Here is a 15,332-nt window from a genome sequence, read left to right as displayed (position 1 = left end):
ATGAGTGCGAACGACAACGAAACCGTCATCGATAATGCGAGGATCGTCCTCGCCGATCGGGTGATCGAGCGGGGCTGGATCGCGTTCGCCGACGGCTGCATCGCCGAATACGGCGAAGGCAGGGGGCCGGCCGGCAGCGAGGATGCCGAGGGCGACCTGATCGCGCCGGGCCTGATCGAGCTGCACACCGATCACCTCGAGGCGCATTATGTGCCGCGACCAAAGGTGTTCTGGGATCCCATCGCGGCCGTGGTTTCCTATGACGGCCAGCTCGCCACGTCCGGCATCACCACGGTGCTGGACTCGCTGCGGGTCTGGCGCGAGGACGGTGCCGAGGAGGTCGACGGGCGAGCAGGCACCCTCGCCGCGGCGATATCGGCGGCGCGCGAAGGCAACCTGCTGCGGGCCGACCACTTCCTGCATCTGCGCTGCGAAATTCCGATGCCGAGCGTCGTCGAGGAAGCCAGGGAACTGGTCGGGCGCCCCGACGTGCGGTTGATGTCTCTGATGGATCACACGCCCGGGCAGCGGCAGTTCCGCGATGAAGGCAAGATGCGTGACTATTATCGCGGCAAGGGCGGCAAGACCGATGCCGAGCTCAACGTCCTGTTCGAGCGGCGCCTTGCCTATCAGAAGGCGCACGCGGCGACCAACATGCGCGAGATCGTGGCGCTGGCGCAGAGCTACGAGATCCCGCTTGCCAGCCACGATGACACGACGGCGGAAAACGTTGCCGACGCCATTCGCGACGGCATTGCAGTTGCCGAATTCCCGACGACGGTCGAGGCCGCGCGCGGGCTGCACGAGGCCGGCATCGACATCCTGATGGGGGCCCCGAACGTGGTACGCGGCGGCTCGCATTCGGGCAACATCGCGGCGGTCGACCTTGCGCGCGAAGGACTGCTTGACATTCTCTCCTCCGACTACATCCCGGCGAGCCTTTTGATGGGGGCGCTGCAATTGCCCAAGCGCATCCCGGCCATCGATCTGGCCTCGGCAATCCGCACCGTCACCAAGGCGCCGGCGGAGGCGGTCGGTTTGTTCGACCGCGGCGAGATCGCCGTCGGAAAGCGCGCCGATCTGATCCGGGTTCACGTTTCTCATGACGTTCCGGCCGTCCGCAGCGTGTGGCGCGAAGGGCGACGCGTCGCATGACGGAGTTGCCAGTCATATCGGCCGACAGAGCCGCGGCGATCGGGCCGGGTCGACTGGTTCTGGTGGTGGGGCCGAGCGGCGCCGGCAAGGATACGCTGCTCCGGCTTGTGCAGGCTGCCTGCGCCGAGGATGGCGGCATTGTCTTCCCGCGCCGTGCGGTGACGCGGGAGGCCTCCGCCGCCGAGGACAACGTGTCGATCAGTCGGGACGAGTTTCAGCAAGCGCGCGACCGCGGAGATTTCGCGGTGCATTGGGAGGCGCATGGCCATTGCTATGCGTTGCCCGCTGCGATCAACGGCGACATTCGCGCGGGCCGGACGGTCGTCGTCAACGTGTCTCGCACGGTGATCGGTGCAGTCCGTTGCGCTTACGCCAATGTCGTGGTGGTGTCGATCACGGCGCCGCCGGAAGTCCTTGCCGAACGCCTGGCGGCGCGAGCGCGGCGAAGCGACGGCAACATCGAAGAACGGCTCGGACGCATCGTGGATAATGCGGGAGCAGCGCCCGACATGACCATTCTCAACGCCGGAAGTGCCGAGTATCACAGCCGCCAGCTGTTGCGCATTATCAGGGACGAGCGTTGGTGCGAGTAGGGCGTTTGTCGTGAAATATGACGAGGTTGTGATGTCGCTCATTGGAACCGTCGAGGAGCTGGAGGCGATCTACGGCGTTCCCAACGAGACCTCGACTGCCAAGGTTGCCGATCGGATAACGCCGCAATATCGAATTCTGGTCGAAAGGTCGCCGTTCGCAGCCTTGGCGACCTGCGGGCCGGAGGGACTTGATTGCTCGCCGCGCGGCGACCGTGCCGGATTTGTCCGTATTCACGATGAAAAGACCCTGATGATGCCCGACCGACGCGGCAACGACAGGATCGATTCACTGCGCAACATCGTGCGTGATCCGCGCGTTGGCCTGTTGTTTCTCATCCCCGGAGCCGGCAACACCTTGCGGGTCAATGGACGGGCGCATGTGTCGGCCGACGCGGAGTTGCTCGAATCCTTCAAGGTGGAGGGTATGGCGCCGCGGACCGTCATCGTCATGACCGTTGAGGAGATCTATTTCCAGTGCGCTCGCGCGATCGTCCGCGCCGATCTCTGGAATCCGGACAAGCATGTCGATCCCATGGATTTGCCGACTCCGGGCCGGATCCTGGCCGAGATGAGTAACAATCGTGTCGGCGGCGAGGAATATGATCGGGCGTGGCCCGCACGCGCGCAGGCCACGATGTGGTAGCAAGGATCGGATGATCGTTACTCGTTCCTCGGTGTGAGTTGGTGGATCGGCGATTGTTTCTCAAATCCATCGAATTTTCTGCGTTTCTTGCACGCAATACTCCGTAGTTTTGACCAGGCCGCTTTACTCGGTCTTAGAGTCCGTCCGCTCAAATCGGCTCGGCACTCGATCAGGGGGTGTCGTCACAAAACGAGGCTGAGCGTCACATGAAGAACCTTATTGCTTTCTGGAAGGACGAGTCGGGTGCAACGGCGATTGAATACGGTCTGATCGCGGCCGGCATCGCGCTTGCAATCATCACGGTGGTCAACGGTCTTGGCACCTCGATCAATGAGAAGTTCGGGTCGATCAGCAGTTCGCTGAAGTAGCCCAGGAATATGGGCATTTCGTTTCGGCGTTAGTGCATGAGCTTGGTGGTTGGGCCGTCGGCGTCGGGCCGGCGGCCTTTTCATTTGGGCCAGCAATCCTCATATGCGGCTCTCCTCGCGTGAGCGAGAATCCATTCGCAAAATGATCATGACGGGTTCTGCGCCGCGAGTGCTGGCGCGTTCGGCCTGCTTGACGAACGGAACCGGCGGCCACGCGAAATGAGGGCCGGTCGGCTCGCGTGCCGTGGGCAAGGATCTCCGAGCTCGACAGAGTGGCGGATCATTTGTGCGGCACGCGGAACCGAAGGGCTGGTCGAGCGGTTGGAGCAAACCGCGGTGTTGCACCAGTGGCGGCGGCTTGCGATTCCGCGGGCATGAGCACCGGGGAGAGCGACATGATATCCGAGTTGCAGGTTCATACCATCGCGCGGCAGATGTTCGAGAAGCACGGCCTCGCGGCCATCGCCCAGGCCGCCCGCAACGCCGTTGCTTGCGAGGACAGGGGAGAGGTGGAAGAGGCCAACGAGTGGCGCCATATCGAAGAGGCGATGAAGATGATGCGCGGACCGCATCAGAGCTGAATCGCCCCGCAGGTCGGGTTTCGCCGACTGCCCTGAACGCCTCTGTGCGCCGGTTCGGATACGGACGCCGTCGGCGGGTGGCGCCCGCTTCAAGCGCCGCGCGGCTCAATACCTTCTTGACAGCATTACAATACCCGGAAACAAAATGTTCCCAAGAAAGGTCTCGCCATTCTCGTACCGAATGCAGCTTCACGCAGAATTGTGCAAGTTGTGAGCAATTTCCCGCAACATTGGGGGACCTGTCACGCGATAAGAACAAGGCGGTGATAATTCTGATGTCGGTGCCGCAACTGCAGGCTGACGGGATGATCGGCCGGCGCGCACCAAATGGGTGGAGGATAGTCTCGTGTGGGGTCTTGGGGACGAGACCGGCGAAGGCACGCCGGATCACCTTGCGGTGTTCGACTTGGTCGTCGAAAAGCGATCGCGTTCGTGGCTGTGGAAGGTCTGCTCGTCCAGCGGCGACGTCGTGATGAGAGGCCGGGAAGGCAGCCGCGCGGCCGCAAATTACAAGTGCGCCAGAGCGCTCTTTCTCTTGCTGTCTGTACCTCGAACGGTTCGGGCGAAGTTGGGGGATCAACGACGATCCATGTCGCGCGGCGCCGTTCAACCGTGATGCGATCACAGTACAATCGCGTAGAATGGCGTTCTTGAATCCGAGCCAGCCTGAATCCGTCGACTGTTGAGAAGCGTGCTGCGGCCGCCTTCGGCGCAACGTCGGCAGCGGCTGCTTGCCGGGAACCGCCTCGGAATTGCCGATTTGCGGCGCAAGAAACGCTATGCGCCGCCGTGCCTTATGGCTAGGTTCACGTGCGGCGCCGGACATTGTGCCGGTCCGTCGAGCCCACGAGATTCCCGGATGACAGGCCAAGCCACGCACAAGGCGGAAAGCGCGCCGGAGAGGGTCGCCGACGGCCTTTACACAATCAGCGTTGAAATGCGTGACGGCAAGCGCGGCTTCGCGACCGGGGTGCTCGTGCTGTACAACGGCCGCATCATGGGCGGCGACAGCTATTTCTACTACACTGGAACCTACACCTATCGGGCCGGCAAATGGCGGGGCGAGCTGATTACGCGCCAGCACCGCGAAGCCGTCGGCCGGAATCTCGCTTTCGGCGGTGGACGCGAAGTCACCTGCGGCTTCACCGGTGTCTATTTCGACGGCGGCGCGGAGGTCGAAGGCACGGCCCTGGTCGGAAAGACCAGCGTCGGTTTCCGGGCGAAGCTGGTGCTCCAGGAGACCTTGTAGACAGCGCGTTCCCGTCGTGGCCGCAGACGGTGTCGAGCCGTTGCCTCAGGCCTGTCGCCGCGATGGTCCGGGCCGGGCGCGCTCGCCGGGCGGGCAGGGTGGAACAACGGTTCTATCGCAAGGGCATCGGCGGTCGCAGGACGGGTTCGCCATTGGGCTGCGTCGTTGCTTGCGGCGGCTCAGGCGCGACCGGCACGGCTGGCGGTGGCTGCGGCACAATGGGTTCGGCGCCCGCCCGCGGGAGCGGCGGAACCGCAGCCGCCTGCATTGGCGGAGAAGACGGCTTCGGCTTGCGCGCGTTTGCGGCCGCCGGCCGCGCAGCCGCTGCTGTGTTTGCCCGCAGGTTCGGATCGACGGGCCTGGCCTCGGCTGTCTTGGCGATGTCGCGTGACATCTGTTCATGACCGGCTTTGAGCTGCTGGATGGCGGCTTTCAACTCTTCGATCTGCTGGCCCATGGCGGCGAGGTCGTTGGCGAGCGACTGCAACAGCTGCGATGAGTCCGAAGAGAGCTCGGCAGCGGTGATGGCTCCAGCTTCCGTTCCTTGCGCCGAGGTATCCTTTGCCGCGGGCGCCGGCGTTGCCAGGGCGGCCCGTTGGTCGGCGCTGGCCGGAGCCGCTTCCGGTGTCGACGACGACAGCGCGAAGGACGGCATCCAGTTTGCGACGATCTCTTGCGCTCCGTCGCCGTAGTCGTGCCAGGCGGCGGCCGCGAAGGCGCTCGCAGCGGCAAACGACAGGGCGAAGAGAGCGCGAATGGCCCATTTGCCGATCGAGCCACCTTTGCCTCCGATCGCGTCGACCGCAGCCGCGCGAAACGTCGTGTCGACCTGCGGCGCCGATGCCGCGGCGGCCGCGCCGGATGGCGTGTGGACTGGTGGAGTCGACTGATGAGCTGCGGCATCGGGCGCGAGCGTTGCCGACTCTTTCCCTTTCGCGGCGCGCAAGGCTGCAACGATGTCGGGCTCGATCTCAAGCACGTCGTGGGGATCGTTTTCCTGTCGGTTCAGCGTGGACAGCATCGGCGCTCCTTTGATCAGTCCAATGTCACCCGCACGCGGCGGGCAGAACTTGCCGGATCGATGAGGCTCTTCAGCGTTCCACACTCCAGCCGGGTTTGACCAAAGCAAGGCGGCAGGATGGTGAGTGTGGGGCGTTCGAATCCCGAGGGGCGTTCGGGAACCGAAGCTGCTTGAGGGAACTGCGGGCGCGTGGGATCGACGGAGAGGACGAAAACAGGTGAAAGCAATGTGACGTGACGTCGGTCCCTTCGTCGTTGCCATGATTTCAGCGTTATTCTGGCAGCAAGTTGCAGCGAGGTAACGCACTGGAGGCTGGCGGTGCTACGGCCCTTGTTCGCATTGTTGCTGATGGGATTGCTTGCGCTCGGCGGCTGCATGCAGGCGACCCTGGCGCCTTCTTCGAATGCCGCCATGACCCCGAGAGACCGGCAGTTGCTGGCACATCCGCCTTATGCGGAGGCGACGATACCGGACCAGTTCCGTCGTCACATCGTTGACTATTCGCGCAAGGAACAGCCGGGTACGATCCTGGTCGATACCAACTCGCGCTATCTCTATTATGTTCTGCCAGGCGGCAAGGCGATCCGCTACGGCGTTGCGGTCGGCGAAGAAGCGCTGGCCTTTTCCGGCGTCGCTACCGTGGGCCGGATGGCCGAATGGCCGGACTGGATCCCGACGCCGGAGATTCAGGCGCGGCTCGGTCCGTATCCGGCGCGCGTGCGCGGCGGCCCGGCCAATCCGCTGGGCGCGAGGGCGCTTTATCTTTATCAGGGGAACAAGGATACGCTCTATCGTATCCATGGCACCAACCAGCCGGAATATATCGGCCAGGCGATCTCGTCCGGTTGCATCCGCATGATCAACGCCGACGTCATCGACCTGTTCGACCGGGTAAGGCCGGGCACGACTGTTGTCGTTCTGGGGCCGGGGCAGGGTGTTTCGCCGATTGCCGCCTGGCGCAGCTGACGAAATTCGCAAGCAATTCATACTTGTCTCCGCAGAGGCAGTCTGGATTTGCTTCGCTTCCGCCTTCGCTGTGAGCTTCGGCGGACAAGTCGCTCGCAATGACAACTCAAGCAACAGCACCGAATTCCAAACAGCAGATGCGACTCCGCATTCTCGCGGCGCATTGCGTCCGAGGTTTGCTGTCCTCTTCACCCTCTTGAGAAACAGAGGGCGCAGGGAAGACCGGGTGCCCGCTGCACCCGCGGTCTCGTGTGCGAATTGCGCGAAGAAAATGCACACGAGCATATAGGTACAGCCGACGACACCCGGCCTTCCCTGCGCAGTGGCTTTACGGCTTATGCCGCGCTCTCCCCGGCGACGAATTCTTGTTTGTCACCGTCGCTCCGCAGATTGACGACGCCTCACGCCCGGTTGGGCTTGAGCCGCCTCCGCGAAGCTTGACTGCAGCAACGGCAGCCAGGACCACACGGTTTTGCCGTACGCGTCCGCCCCCGCCAAAGCTTCGGCGCGACAAGGCCCCTGAAGCTCCAGCAAAGACGTTATCAGCGTCGTTCGTCCTGCGCGCCGGCAAAACGCTCACATGCCCGGAGGCTTGCCCTGCGATCGCCGTTTCGCGCCGACGCTGCCGCGTCCACCGCATCCCAACCCACGTTTCGTGACGACGCGTACGCCCCTCGTGTCGGGCGGGACGGATCATCTATACGCCAAATCCGAATTCGGAAAAAGAGAGATATTTTTGCTCCAGGGGATTGACAGGTTCTTCCCTGATTTGCCTGTCAGGCAGAAAACCCGTCGTTCCAGGTCGGCGGGCCGCGGCGCTGCCCCCGGTTCCATTCTGTGGCCCAATGACAACACCGGCAGGAAATTGTCCGGGTGGCTCGCACTGGGCTCATCCGGCCGCCGTTCTGCCCTGATTGGACTGCGCCCTTGTGCCTGTTGGATTCGGCTTGGGGCCGAGTCGGGGAGCGCAACATGTCTTCCATTGATCATGCCGCAAGTTCGTACGATCCAGCGTGCCGCACTCATGCTGGTGCGCGGGTTTCGTCAGCCGATCGTGTCCGCGACGTCATACGGATGATCGCTGTCGTACTCGGGGCCGCGACGCTCGCGGGCTGCGCCCAGTCGTCTGGTGTCAGCCAGAGGTCAAGCGCAGTGGCCCGAGATGCATCAGCGGTTCACGGGCGAACGGCTTTCTTGCCCGTGAAGGAGCGCGTGGCGGCTAAGAGGAAATATTCGCAATTCGCATCATCCCGCAAGGATGCGGCTAACGCCACGAGTGCCTCGCAGGGAGTGGCCAGCTTCTACAGTGAAGGAAAGCAGACCGCGAGTGGCGAACGGTTCGATGCGCGCGAACTGACCGCTGCGCATCCGACGCTGCCCTTCGGCACAAAGCTGCGGGTGACCGACGTCAACAGCGGCCGATCGGTGACGGTGCGCGTCAACGACCGCGGTCCATACGTGCCGGGGCGCGTCGTCGACGTGTCTCATTCCGCGGCGCAAGAGCTGGGAATGGTCGGCAAGGGCGTCGCAAACGTGCGGCTGGATGTCGTCCAGTAGCCGGTTGAGGCGAACCCTGCCGCTAGGCTCAAAGCGGGTTGCTTCATCAAGTTACGACGATACTCGAACGCTCGAAGGAAAACGCAATTGGCGCGGAGCACCGAATGGCGGTGATCGCGGCGCGTCGCGCAGGCCGGCAGTTGAGGTCATCAGAACGCAAACGGTTCGATCTCAGTGCTGGTCGGGCAGGCCTAATCTGACAGTGATTTGCCGTCCAGCAGTGGTCGCCAGACCTTCGCGAGCAAGTTTCTCGATTGTCGGCCAGTTCTCACGGAAGAACGACACCGCCTCGTTCCTGCTGGGCGCTTTGATGCTGACAGTGCAGGCGTGTCTCCCGCCCATGTTCGTCATTTGAAAGTTGAACTTGAAATCCGCTGTCGCTTGATCACACGAAAGCGGTTGCTGCTCATGGCGCATTCAGGTGTCCCCCCGTTTCAAGGCGTGTCGGAGGAATGTACATTTGCAATTCGGAGTTTCTTTGGGCGCGATTGTGGCTCAACTGGTTCTGCCGGGAGGCGCGTGCCGAAACTTTCGTTGCCGGACGATAGGGCATCGGTGCGCGTCAGCCGGCATAACCCGCTGGACTTCGTGCGAGCGAACGACGGATTTCGCCTTCGGCCAATGTGCCCTGCGAACTGAGGTGTTAAGAGACGAGTCCGTGGCAGATGGAAAAATTGCCGCGGCGGCCTATATGTCGGCAATGAGCCGGGCATTCGTCAACGAAGACACCTATGTCGACGCGCTTCCGGATCGGCCGCTTTCGGGACACCCGAACCTGGTCACCGAGCAGGGCCTTGCCTTGATCGAACAGGTAATGGAAGCCGCGCGCCGGGAATATGCCGAGGCGCAGGGATCGGGTGATCGCGATGCGCTGGCAAAGGCCGGGCGCGACCTGCGCTATTGGAGCGCCCGCCGGGCCACGGCCGAGCTGCGCAGTCCAGAGCCGGGCGCCGACTCCGTGCAGTTCGGCCACACCGTCACGATCGTTCGCGAGGATGGGCGACAACAGACCTTCCGCATCGTCGGCGAGGACGAGGCCGATCCGGCCAAGGGATCGATCTCCTATGTCTCGCCTCTGGCGCGAGCGCTGCTCGGCAAGGGCGTCGGCGAGATCGTGCGTGCCGGCAAGGAAGACGCAGAGATCACGGCCATAGCCTGAGGCACGGACGAAAGCGGCAAGGAGCGGCACGCTTCCAGAATACGAGTGCGTCGCGTTCTCAGCTGTGGCTGAATCATAATCGGTCTCAACCAAGCTCGCTTGGGACGAGCTGCGGAAACGCAAATGAAATGACGCACTGGAAGGTACTACGGTCCTCAGTTGGCGTTTGCGCCTACGTATTCTTACCGATGCGAGAATTTACCAGCCGACAACTGGCGCGTTTTAGCTTCGCATAGTTGGAAGTCGCGCCTTGGCGCGCAAACTGGGAATGGGAATTTGTCACTCGGGGTAATTCGATCGATCCAAACAGCTGCCGGCATTTGCCGGGGGCGACCGGTAACCAAGTTGCTGAAGCCGGTGTGGGCTGCCTGACATCACCGTTAGAACGATAACGGGAAGGAAGTGCTCCCATGCCGCACAGGCTGTCGCGTCGGCCGTCAGATATCGCGCCTCCTGACCGCGAGCGATCATTACTTGCCCATCGATCGATTGTCGCCAGTCCTGTCGTCAGAACCTCGGACAGGGCGGGGGCGCTCAGCCAAATTCACGTCATGGCGGATCGGCCCCACAGGCTGCATCGGTTGCGCTCGATGCTCGAGCCAAGGTTCGCCGTAACTGCGGGACTGCTCGGGAACGAGATCGTTCGGGCCGGCCCGGATGAGGCCGTCGTGGTCGATGTGGACCTGCGCTCGACCCAGAACATCCTCGCCGTCCGCGCGTCTCTGGGAGATCCCGACGGCGGCGGCAAGCGCATTTTTCTCATCGACGACACATCGCATCTTTCCCGATCTCAGGCCTATGCGCTTGGCGCTTCGCGCGTGCTCTACGGCCCGGTCGATCAGGCAGCGCTGCTCAAGGTGCTGTACGGTACAATCCCCGTCGGCCCATCGCCAGCGTCGGAGATCGCTTCGACGGCTCTGGACGTGGCCAACGCCCTGGGCCGGATGTTCGTTGAGGCAACGCACGGTGCGATCCTGGACATCAAGGATGTTCAGGAAGCGGGAAGCCGGATGGCCGAAGCGATCAGCGAGCACGGGCTGGCCGAATGGATGGATGCGGTTCGTCGTCACCATGAGGGAACCTTTCAGCATTTGCTCCTGGTGGCGGGAGTAGTCGTCGATTTCGGCGTGAGTCTCGGTGTGCGAAGAAGAACCGACCTGGAGCGGCTGTACACATCCGCCCTGCTTCACGACATCGGCAAAGCCGTCCTGCCGGTCACGGTCCTCGACAAACCTGGGCCGCTCGACACGTCCGAACGCGGGCTGGTCCAGACCCACTCCATCGTCGGATGCGACTTGCTAAGGGACAACGCGCAGATCTCCGATGAAGTCTTCGACGCCATCAGGCACCACCACGAGTTTCTCGACGGGAGCGGCTATCCCGACGGGATCAGCGGCGGAAGCATTTCCGACCTGGTGCGCGTCCTGACGATGTCCGACATCTTCTCCGCGCTGATCGAGCATCGCGGCTACAAGAATTCGCTATCGCGCGAGGCTGCCTACGACGTTCTGTGCGGCATGCGCGGCAAGCTCGAGCATCCCCTGCTCGTGGCGTTTCGCCAGGTCGCGCTGCACAGGTGACGCCTTCAGGTTCGATCGGCGCCCGGCCTAGAAGGCAGGGCGGGCGATGTGCCAGAGATTGGACGGATCGAAGCCGTTCATGTCGCCGGGAGCCTTGTCCGCCTGCGAGGTGTAGAGCGGACGATAGCGATAGGCCCACATCTTGCTGCCGTCGTCGCGGGTGATCACGGTGAAATCGCCGGTCGCCCTGGCGTCTGCAGTCGCAGCAAGCGGAATCCAGCTCTCGACGCACTTGCCGTTGCAGTTCGACTTCTTGCCGCTGTCGTCGCGGTCGAAATAGTACAACGTCATGCCCTTGGGATCGACCAGCAGGGGTCCGGTCTTCGTCCTGAGGACGCGCACCGGGAGCGGCGGACGTTCCTCCTTGGCGGCCGGCGGCGGTGCTGAGGACGATTCGTGTCCGTGTCCGAGCGCAAAGGCCTGCTCGGCCGAAACCAGCACGGCTGCGGCAATCAGCAACGACTTCAGCATCCAACCCCTCTTACGAACCCCGACAACGAGTACGAAGAGTACGATAGCAATTGCGACTTGTTTTCTCGTTTCCTGTAACCGCAACAAATTATCGGTAAGGGTAAAAGAAGATTAACCATCCGGCGGCCGTGGATGCCGACGAACATGCAGCCCGGATGAGCGCAGCGCCATCCGGAAAACGTGGCGAGACTGGCCCCGGATCGCTGCGCTCATCCGGCGACGCGTTTTCCGACGGATCTCGACCGATCCACAAGCTGTCGAAACCGTGCTACGAGCCAAGGAGGGAGCTGAAGGCGCGGAAGACGCGTCGGAAGCGGGGAAGGGAGCTACCGGAAGCCTATGCCTGATTATCGCAGCGATGTCCTGATCGTCGGCGGGGGGATCGCCGGCATTGCCGCCGCGCTCGACCTGCTCGATGGCGGCAAGTCGGTGCTGATGCTCGACCGCGACGAGGCAAGCGCCTTCGGCGGGCTCGCCCGCGAAAGCTTTGGCGGAATGTTCTTTGTCGACTCGCCGGAGCAGCGCCGCCAGGGCATCCGGGATTCAAAGGACCTTGCGCTGGCCGACTGGTGCAGCTTCGCGGAATTTTCTCCGGACGATCGCTGGCCCCGTGCCTGGGCGGAAGCCTATGTGGAGCGCTGCACGGCGGACGTCTATCGGTGGGTGCGGCGCTACGGCGTAAGCTTTCTTCCCGTGGTCAATTGGGTGGAGCGCGGGGAATTTCGTCCCGGCAATTCGGTGCCACGCTTTCATATCGCCTGGGGCACCGGCAAGGGCATCGCGGAGGCGCTGATCGGCGCCTTGCGGGCCCACCCGAATGCCGGTCGGCTCACCCTTCACTTCAATCATCGCGTCGAGCAGCTCACCTCGCGCGCCGGACGCGTGAGCGGCGCGACCGGCGTCGACGAAAAGACCGGTGCGGCGTTTGAAGCCGAGGCCGAGCAGGTGGTGATCGCCGCCGGCGGCATCAATGGCGACCTCGATCGTGTGCGCCAGAACTGGCATCGCGACTGGGGCACCCCGCCGAAAGAACTGTTGAACGGCTCGCACCGCTTTGCCGACGGCCGGCTTCATGTTGCGGCAGCCGCCGTGGGCGGCGTGCTGACACATCTCGACAAGATGTGGAACTATGCCGCCGGCGTGCATCATCCGCGGCCGCGCAAGCCGCATCACGGATTGTCGCTGGTGCCGCCGCGCTCCGCCCTGTGGCTCAACTGGCGCGGGATGCGAATGGGACCGCAGCCCCTGGTGTCGGGCTTTGACACGCGGCGGCTGGTGACCGACATCTGCGCGCAGGAGCGGCCCTATTCCTGGCAGCTGATGAACCGGAAGATTGCGCTCAAGGAACTCGCCATATCCGGCGCCGAGTTCAACCCGTCCATTCGCGAAAAGAACAAGCTCGGCTTCGTCCGTGACATCCTGCTCGGCAATCGTTGGCTGGTGAACGAGATGCTCGATAACTGCGAGGATTTCGTCACCGCATCTTCATTGCCCGAGCTCGTCGACAAGATGAACGCGCTGCAGGGCGATAGCGCGGTCGACCTGGGGGCGGTCGAGGATGCAGTCGGACGATATGATGCGACGATCGCCCGCGGCGAGAGCCTGATGAACGACGAGCAGTTGCGCCGCATCGCCTACTTGCGGCGATACCGCGGCGATCGCATTCGCCTGTGCAAGTTCCAGCCGATCAACGACCCGAAGGCCTTGCCGCTGATCGCCGTTCGTGAATTCATCATCAGCCGCAAGAGCCTCGGCGGCATCAAGACCGATCTCGCGAGCCGGGTGCTGGACAGTGCCGGGCAGCCGATCGCGGGACTGTACGCTGTTGGCGAGGCCGCCGGCTTTGGCGGCGGCGGCATGCACGGCCTGCGCGCCCTGGAAGGCACTTTCCTAGGCGGCTGCATCCTCTCAGGCCGTATTGCCGCCACGGCGATCGATGGCAAAATGTAGGCGTAGCCCGGATGAGCGGTAAGGGGACATCATGAAGAGAACGGGAGCCTGGCTTGCGGTGTACGCGCTGGAGCAGATCGGGGCGCGCTTTACGTTCGGCATTCCCGGCGTGCACACGACTGAGCTCTACGATGCGCTGAACTCGTCGAACCGCATCACCCAGGTGCTGGTCACGCACGAGGGCGGGGCTTCCTTTATGGCCGATGCCGTCGGGCGGCTCACCGAGTCCATCGGCGTGCTGACGGTGGTGCCGGCCGCGGGGCTGACGCATGCGGCCAGCGGCATCGGCGAGGCCTTTCTCGACGGCGTGCCGATGCTGGTGATCTCCGGCGGGCCGCGCACCGACACCGGCCACCGCTATCAGCTCCATCAGATGGACACTCACAAGTTCATGGGCGGGTTGACCAAGGCGACGTTCCGCGTCACCCGCCATGACGAGGTCGTGCCGACGCTGTTCAAGGCCTATGCGATCGCAACCTCCGGCGAGCCGGGCCCGGTCTTTGTCGAGCTGCCCGTCAACATCCTCATGATGACCGAGGAAATCGGCGAGCTGCCGCAGTTCGCGCCGGCAAAGCCGCCGGTGGTGGAGGCCCCTTCGGAAATTGGGCGCGCGGCGGAGCTGCTGGCGCAGGCGAAACACCCTTGTATCTTTGCCGGCTGGGGCGCGCGCGATGCGACCGCCGAACTCGTCGCGCTGGCCGAAAGACTGGAGGCGCCGGTGGCAACGACGCTGCAAGGCCTTTCGGTTTTCCTCGGCAATCATCCGCTGCACACCGGCTTCGGTTTCGGCGCCTCGGCGGTGCCGGCGGCGCAGAACGCCTTCAAGAATTGCGACTGCATGGTCGCGATCGGGACGCGCTTTGCCGAGATCGCAACCGGCAGCTATGGCGCGGACGTGCCGGAGAACCTCATCCACATCGATATCAATCCCGATGTCTTTGGCGCCAACTACCCGGCCAAGGTCGGCATCGCGGGCGACGCCGGCGTTGTGCTGAAGCAGCTCCTCAAGGAGCTCGAGGCGAGGGGAGTGCGGCGAGGGCAGGGCGCGATCCGCGAGCAGATCAGGAAGGACAAGGCGGCGTATCACGAGAGCTGGTATCGCAACGACGCCAGCGGTCTCGTCAACCCCGTGCGGTTCTTCGACGAACTGCGGCGCCAGATGCCGGATGACGGGATTCTCGCCATCGACGACGGCAATCACACCTTTCTCACCGCCGAGCTGATGCCGATTCATGCGCCGAAAAGCGTGATCCTGCCGACCGATTTCAACTGCATGGGCTATGCAGTGCCGGCGGCGATCGGTGCCAAGCTCGCATTCCCCGACCGCGCGGTGCAGGCGGTCGTCGGCGACGGCGCCTTCATGATGACGTGCATGGAGATCGTCACCGCCTCTTCCAACGACCTCGGGGTGATCTATTACATCTTCAACGACGGCGAACTCGCGCAGATCGGCCAGGCCCAGGCCATTCCCTACGGGCGCAAGCCGTGCACGAGGATCGGCAAGCTCAACATCGAGGGCGTCGCGCTCGCCACTGGGGCTGCCTACGTGCCGATGAAGGACAACGGTGAGATCGCGGGCGCGATCGCCGAGGCCCAGAGAACCGCGGCCACGGGCAGGCCGGTGATCGTCGCCGTGCGCATCGATTATTCCAAGCGCACCGCGTTCACCGAAGGTGCGGTGAAGACCAACTTTGCCCGCTTCCCGCTCAACGAAAAACTGCGCTTCCTCGCCCGTGCGGCGATCCGGCATGTGGCGGGGTAGGCTGTAGCCGGCGCATTTCGTCGGCGGCTCCGCCCTGCGGCTGGTGCGACGTTCCCGCGGAACTCGCGTTTCGATCAAAGGTTCCTCGCGAGCACGGCGCGCATCGACGCCACGCCCCACCCCGGCCGGACCCGTCCGGAAGACAACATCTGGGCGGGTGGCGTTCGGGGCAGCTGTATCGGGAGGAACCAGTTCCCACTGTCCACGTTAATTTTGTTTTGATTACTTGAGAGAAGAACCCTGCCCGTGCGCCCGACGAGCAAAGCGAACCGGCTCT

The 15,332-nt window shown here is 63.5% G+C and carries 15 protein-coding genes; 12 read left to right on the top strand and 3 right to left on the bottom strand.

What is annotated here, in order from left to right; all coding sequences use genetic code 11:
• The 6 genes from HY852_RS01155 to HY852_RS01130 all read left to right on the top strand — a co-directional run bounded on the left by HY852_RS01155 (position 1) and on the right by HY852_RS01130 (position 4,589).
• Positions 1–1,155, top strand: coding sequence for an alpha-D-ribose 1-methylphosphonate 5-triphosphate diphosphatase (locus HY852_RS01155; RefSeq protein ID WP_291601867.1), 1,155 nt, complete (start codon positions 1–3; stop codon positions 1,153–1,155).
• Positions 1,152–1,748 (top strand): phosphonate metabolism protein/1,5-bisphosphokinase (PRPP-forming) PhnN, encoded by a 597-nt coding sequence (gene phnN, locus HY852_RS01150; RefSeq protein WP_291601865.1) that lies wholly within the window; start codon positions 1,152–1,154, stop codon positions 1,746–1,748. Before HY852_RS01155 ends, phnN begins: the two co-directional genes overlap by 4 nt.
• Before the next feature lie 31 nt (positions 1,749–1,779).
• Complete coding sequence (locus HY852_RS01145; RefSeq protein ID WP_291601863.1) at positions 1,780–2,391, top strand: pyridoxamine 5'-phosphate oxidase family protein; 612 nt, start codon at positions 1,780–1,782, stop codon at positions 2,389–2,391.
• Between the two features lie 206 nt (positions 2,392–2,597).
• Complete coding sequence (locus HY852_RS01140) at positions 2,598–2,759, top strand: Flp family type IVb pilin (RefSeq protein WP_291601861.1); 162 nt, start codon at positions 2,598–2,600, stop codon at positions 2,757–2,759.
• A 395-nt stretch (positions 2,760–3,154) separates the two neighbouring features.
• Positions 3,155–3,340: a hypothetical protein gene (locus HY852_RS01135; protein ID WP_291601860.1), complete on the top strand. Its 186-nt coding sequence runs from the start codon at positions 3,155–3,157 to the stop codon at positions 3,338–3,340.
• An 859-nt stretch (positions 3,341–4,199) separates the two neighbouring features.
• The gene (locus HY852_RS01130) at positions 4,200–4,589 is read left to right on the top strand and encodes a GrlR family regulatory protein (protein ID WP_291601858.1); all 390 of its coding nucleotides are present in this window, start codon (positions 4,200–4,202) and stop codon (positions 4,587–4,589) included.
• Positions 4,590–4,701: 112 nt separating this feature from the next.
• Here the strand turns inward: HY852_RS01130 and HY852_RS01125 are convergent, their stop codons facing one another.
• On the bottom strand, positions 4,702–5,610 hold the full coding sequence (locus HY852_RS01125; protein ID WP_291601857.1) for a hypothetical protein: 909 nt from the start codon (positions 5,608–5,610) through the stop codon (positions 4,702–4,704).
• Between the two features lie 375 nt (positions 5,611–5,985).
• On the opposite strand from HY852_RS01125, the gene HY852_RS01120 reads away from it, so the two are divergent.
• Positions 5,986–6,576 (top strand): L,D-transpeptidase, encoded by a 591-nt coding sequence (locus HY852_RS01120; RefSeq protein ID WP_291601907.1) that lies wholly within the window; start codon positions 5,986–5,988, stop codon positions 6,574–6,576.
• A gap of 1,212 nt (positions 6,577–7,788) precedes the next feature.
• Positions 7,789–8,133, top strand: coding sequence for a septal ring lytic transglycosylase RlpA family protein (locus HY852_RS01115; RefSeq protein ID WP_367116305.1), 345 nt, complete (start codon positions 7,789–7,791; stop codon positions 8,131–8,133).
• Positions 8,134–8,304: 171 nt separating this feature from the next.
• Here the strand turns inward: HY852_RS01115 and HY852_RS01110 are convergent, their stop codons facing one another.
• Complete coding sequence (locus HY852_RS01110; RefSeq protein ID WP_291601855.1) at positions 8,305–8,550, bottom strand: hypothetical protein; 246 nt, start codon at positions 8,548–8,550, stop codon at positions 8,305–8,307.
• 241 nt (positions 8,551–8,791) lie between these two features.
• On the opposite strand from HY852_RS01110, the gene greA reads away from it, so the two are divergent.
• Both greA and HY852_RS01100 read left to right on the top strand, forming a co-directional pair.
• Entirely contained in the window at positions 8,792–9,292 is a 501-nt protein-coding gene (greA, locus tag HY852_RS01105) for a transcription elongation factor GreA (RefSeq protein WP_367116303.1), read from the top strand.
• A gap of 590 nt (positions 9,293–9,882) precedes the next feature.
• Positions 9,883–10,872 carry an HD domain-containing phosphohydrolase gene (locus HY852_RS01100; protein WP_291601852.1) on the top strand — a complete coding sequence of 330 codons (990 nt, stop codon included), beginning with the start codon at positions 9,883–9,885 and terminating at the stop codon, positions 10,870–10,872.
• Between the two features lie 27 nt (positions 10,873–10,899).
• Here the strand turns inward: HY852_RS01100 and HY852_RS01095 are convergent, their stop codons facing one another.
• Positions 10,900–11,343, bottom strand: a complete 444-nt coding sequence (locus tag HY852_RS01095) for a hypothetical protein (protein ID WP_291601849.1) — start codon at positions 11,341–11,343, stop codon at positions 10,900–10,902.
• Between the two features lie 339 nt (positions 11,344–11,682).
• On the opposite strand from HY852_RS01095, the gene HY852_RS01090 reads away from it, so the two are divergent.
• Both HY852_RS01090 and HY852_RS01085 read left to right on the top strand, forming a co-directional pair.
• Positions 11,683–13,293, top strand: a complete 1,611-nt coding sequence (locus tag HY852_RS01090; RefSeq protein ID WP_291601846.1) for an FAD-binding dehydrogenase — start codon at positions 11,683–11,685, stop codon at positions 13,291–13,293.
• Positions 13,294–13,324: 31 nt separating this feature from the next.
• On the top strand, positions 13,325–15,055 hold the full coding sequence (locus tag HY852_RS01085; RefSeq protein WP_291601843.1) for a thiamine pyrophosphate-binding protein: 1,731 nt from the start codon (positions 13,325–13,327) through the stop codon (positions 15,053–15,055).
• Positions 15,056–15,332: the final 277 nt, after the last annotated feature.

The sequence above is a fragment of the Bradyrhizobium sp. genome, from assembly GCF_016213215.1.
Taxonomy (GTDB): Bacteria; Pseudomonadota; Alphaproteobacteria; order Rhizobiales; family Xanthobacteraceae; genus Bradyrhizobium.
Note: the sequence above shows the minus strand (reverse complement) of the source record. Positions and strands in the feature narration are given on the sequence as shown.

Coding starts and splice junctions, on each gene's coding strand:
- HY852_RS01125 (WP_291601857.1), bottom strand. CDS start 5,610: ATGCTGTCCACGCTGAACCGACAGGAAAACGATCCCCACGACGTGCTT.
- HY852_RS01095 (WP_291601849.1), bottom strand. CDS start 11,343: ATGCTGAAGTCGTTGCTGATTGCCGCAGCCGTGCTGGTTTCGGCCGAG.
- HY852_RS01120 (WP_291601907.1), top strand. CDS start 5,986: ATGCAGGCGACCCTGGCGCCTTCTTCGAATGCCGCCATGACCCCGAGA.
- HY852_RS01110 (WP_291601855.1), bottom strand. CDS start 8,550: ATGCGCCATGAGCAGCAACCGCTTTCGTGTGATCAAGCGACAGCGGAT.
- HY852_RS01140 (WP_291601861.1), top strand. CDS start 2,598: ATGAAGAACCTTATTGCTTTCTGGAAGGACGAGTCGGGTGCAACGGCG.
- phnN (WP_291601865.1), top strand. CDS start 1,152: ATGACGGAGTTGCCAGTCATATCGGCCGACAGAGCCGCGGCGATCGGG.
- HY852_RS01130 (WP_291601858.1), top strand. CDS start 4,200: ATGACAGGCCAAGCCACGCACAAGGCGGAAAGCGCGCCGGAGAGGGTC.
- HY852_RS01090 (WP_291601846.1), top strand. CDS start 11,683: ATGCCTGATTATCGCAGCGATGTCCTGATCGTCGGCGGGGGGATCGCC.
- HY852_RS01135 (WP_291601860.1), top strand. CDS start 3,155: ATGATATCCGAGTTGCAGGTTCATACCATCGCGCGGCAGATGTTCGAG.
- HY852_RS01155 (WP_291601867.1), top strand. CDS start 1: ATGAGTGCGAACGACAACGAAACCGTCATCGATAATGCGAGGATCGTC.
- HY852_RS01085 (WP_291601843.1), top strand. CDS start 13,325: ATGAAGAGAACGGGAGCCTGGCTTGCGGTGTACGCGCTGGAGCAGATC.
- HY852_RS01145 (WP_291601863.1), top strand. CDS start 1,780: ATGTCGCTCATTGGAACCGTCGAGGAGCTGGAGGCGATCTACGGCGTT.
- HY852_RS01100 (WP_291601852.1), top strand. CDS start 9,883: ATGCTCGAGCCAAGGTTCGCCGTAACTGCGGGACTGCTCGGGAACGAG.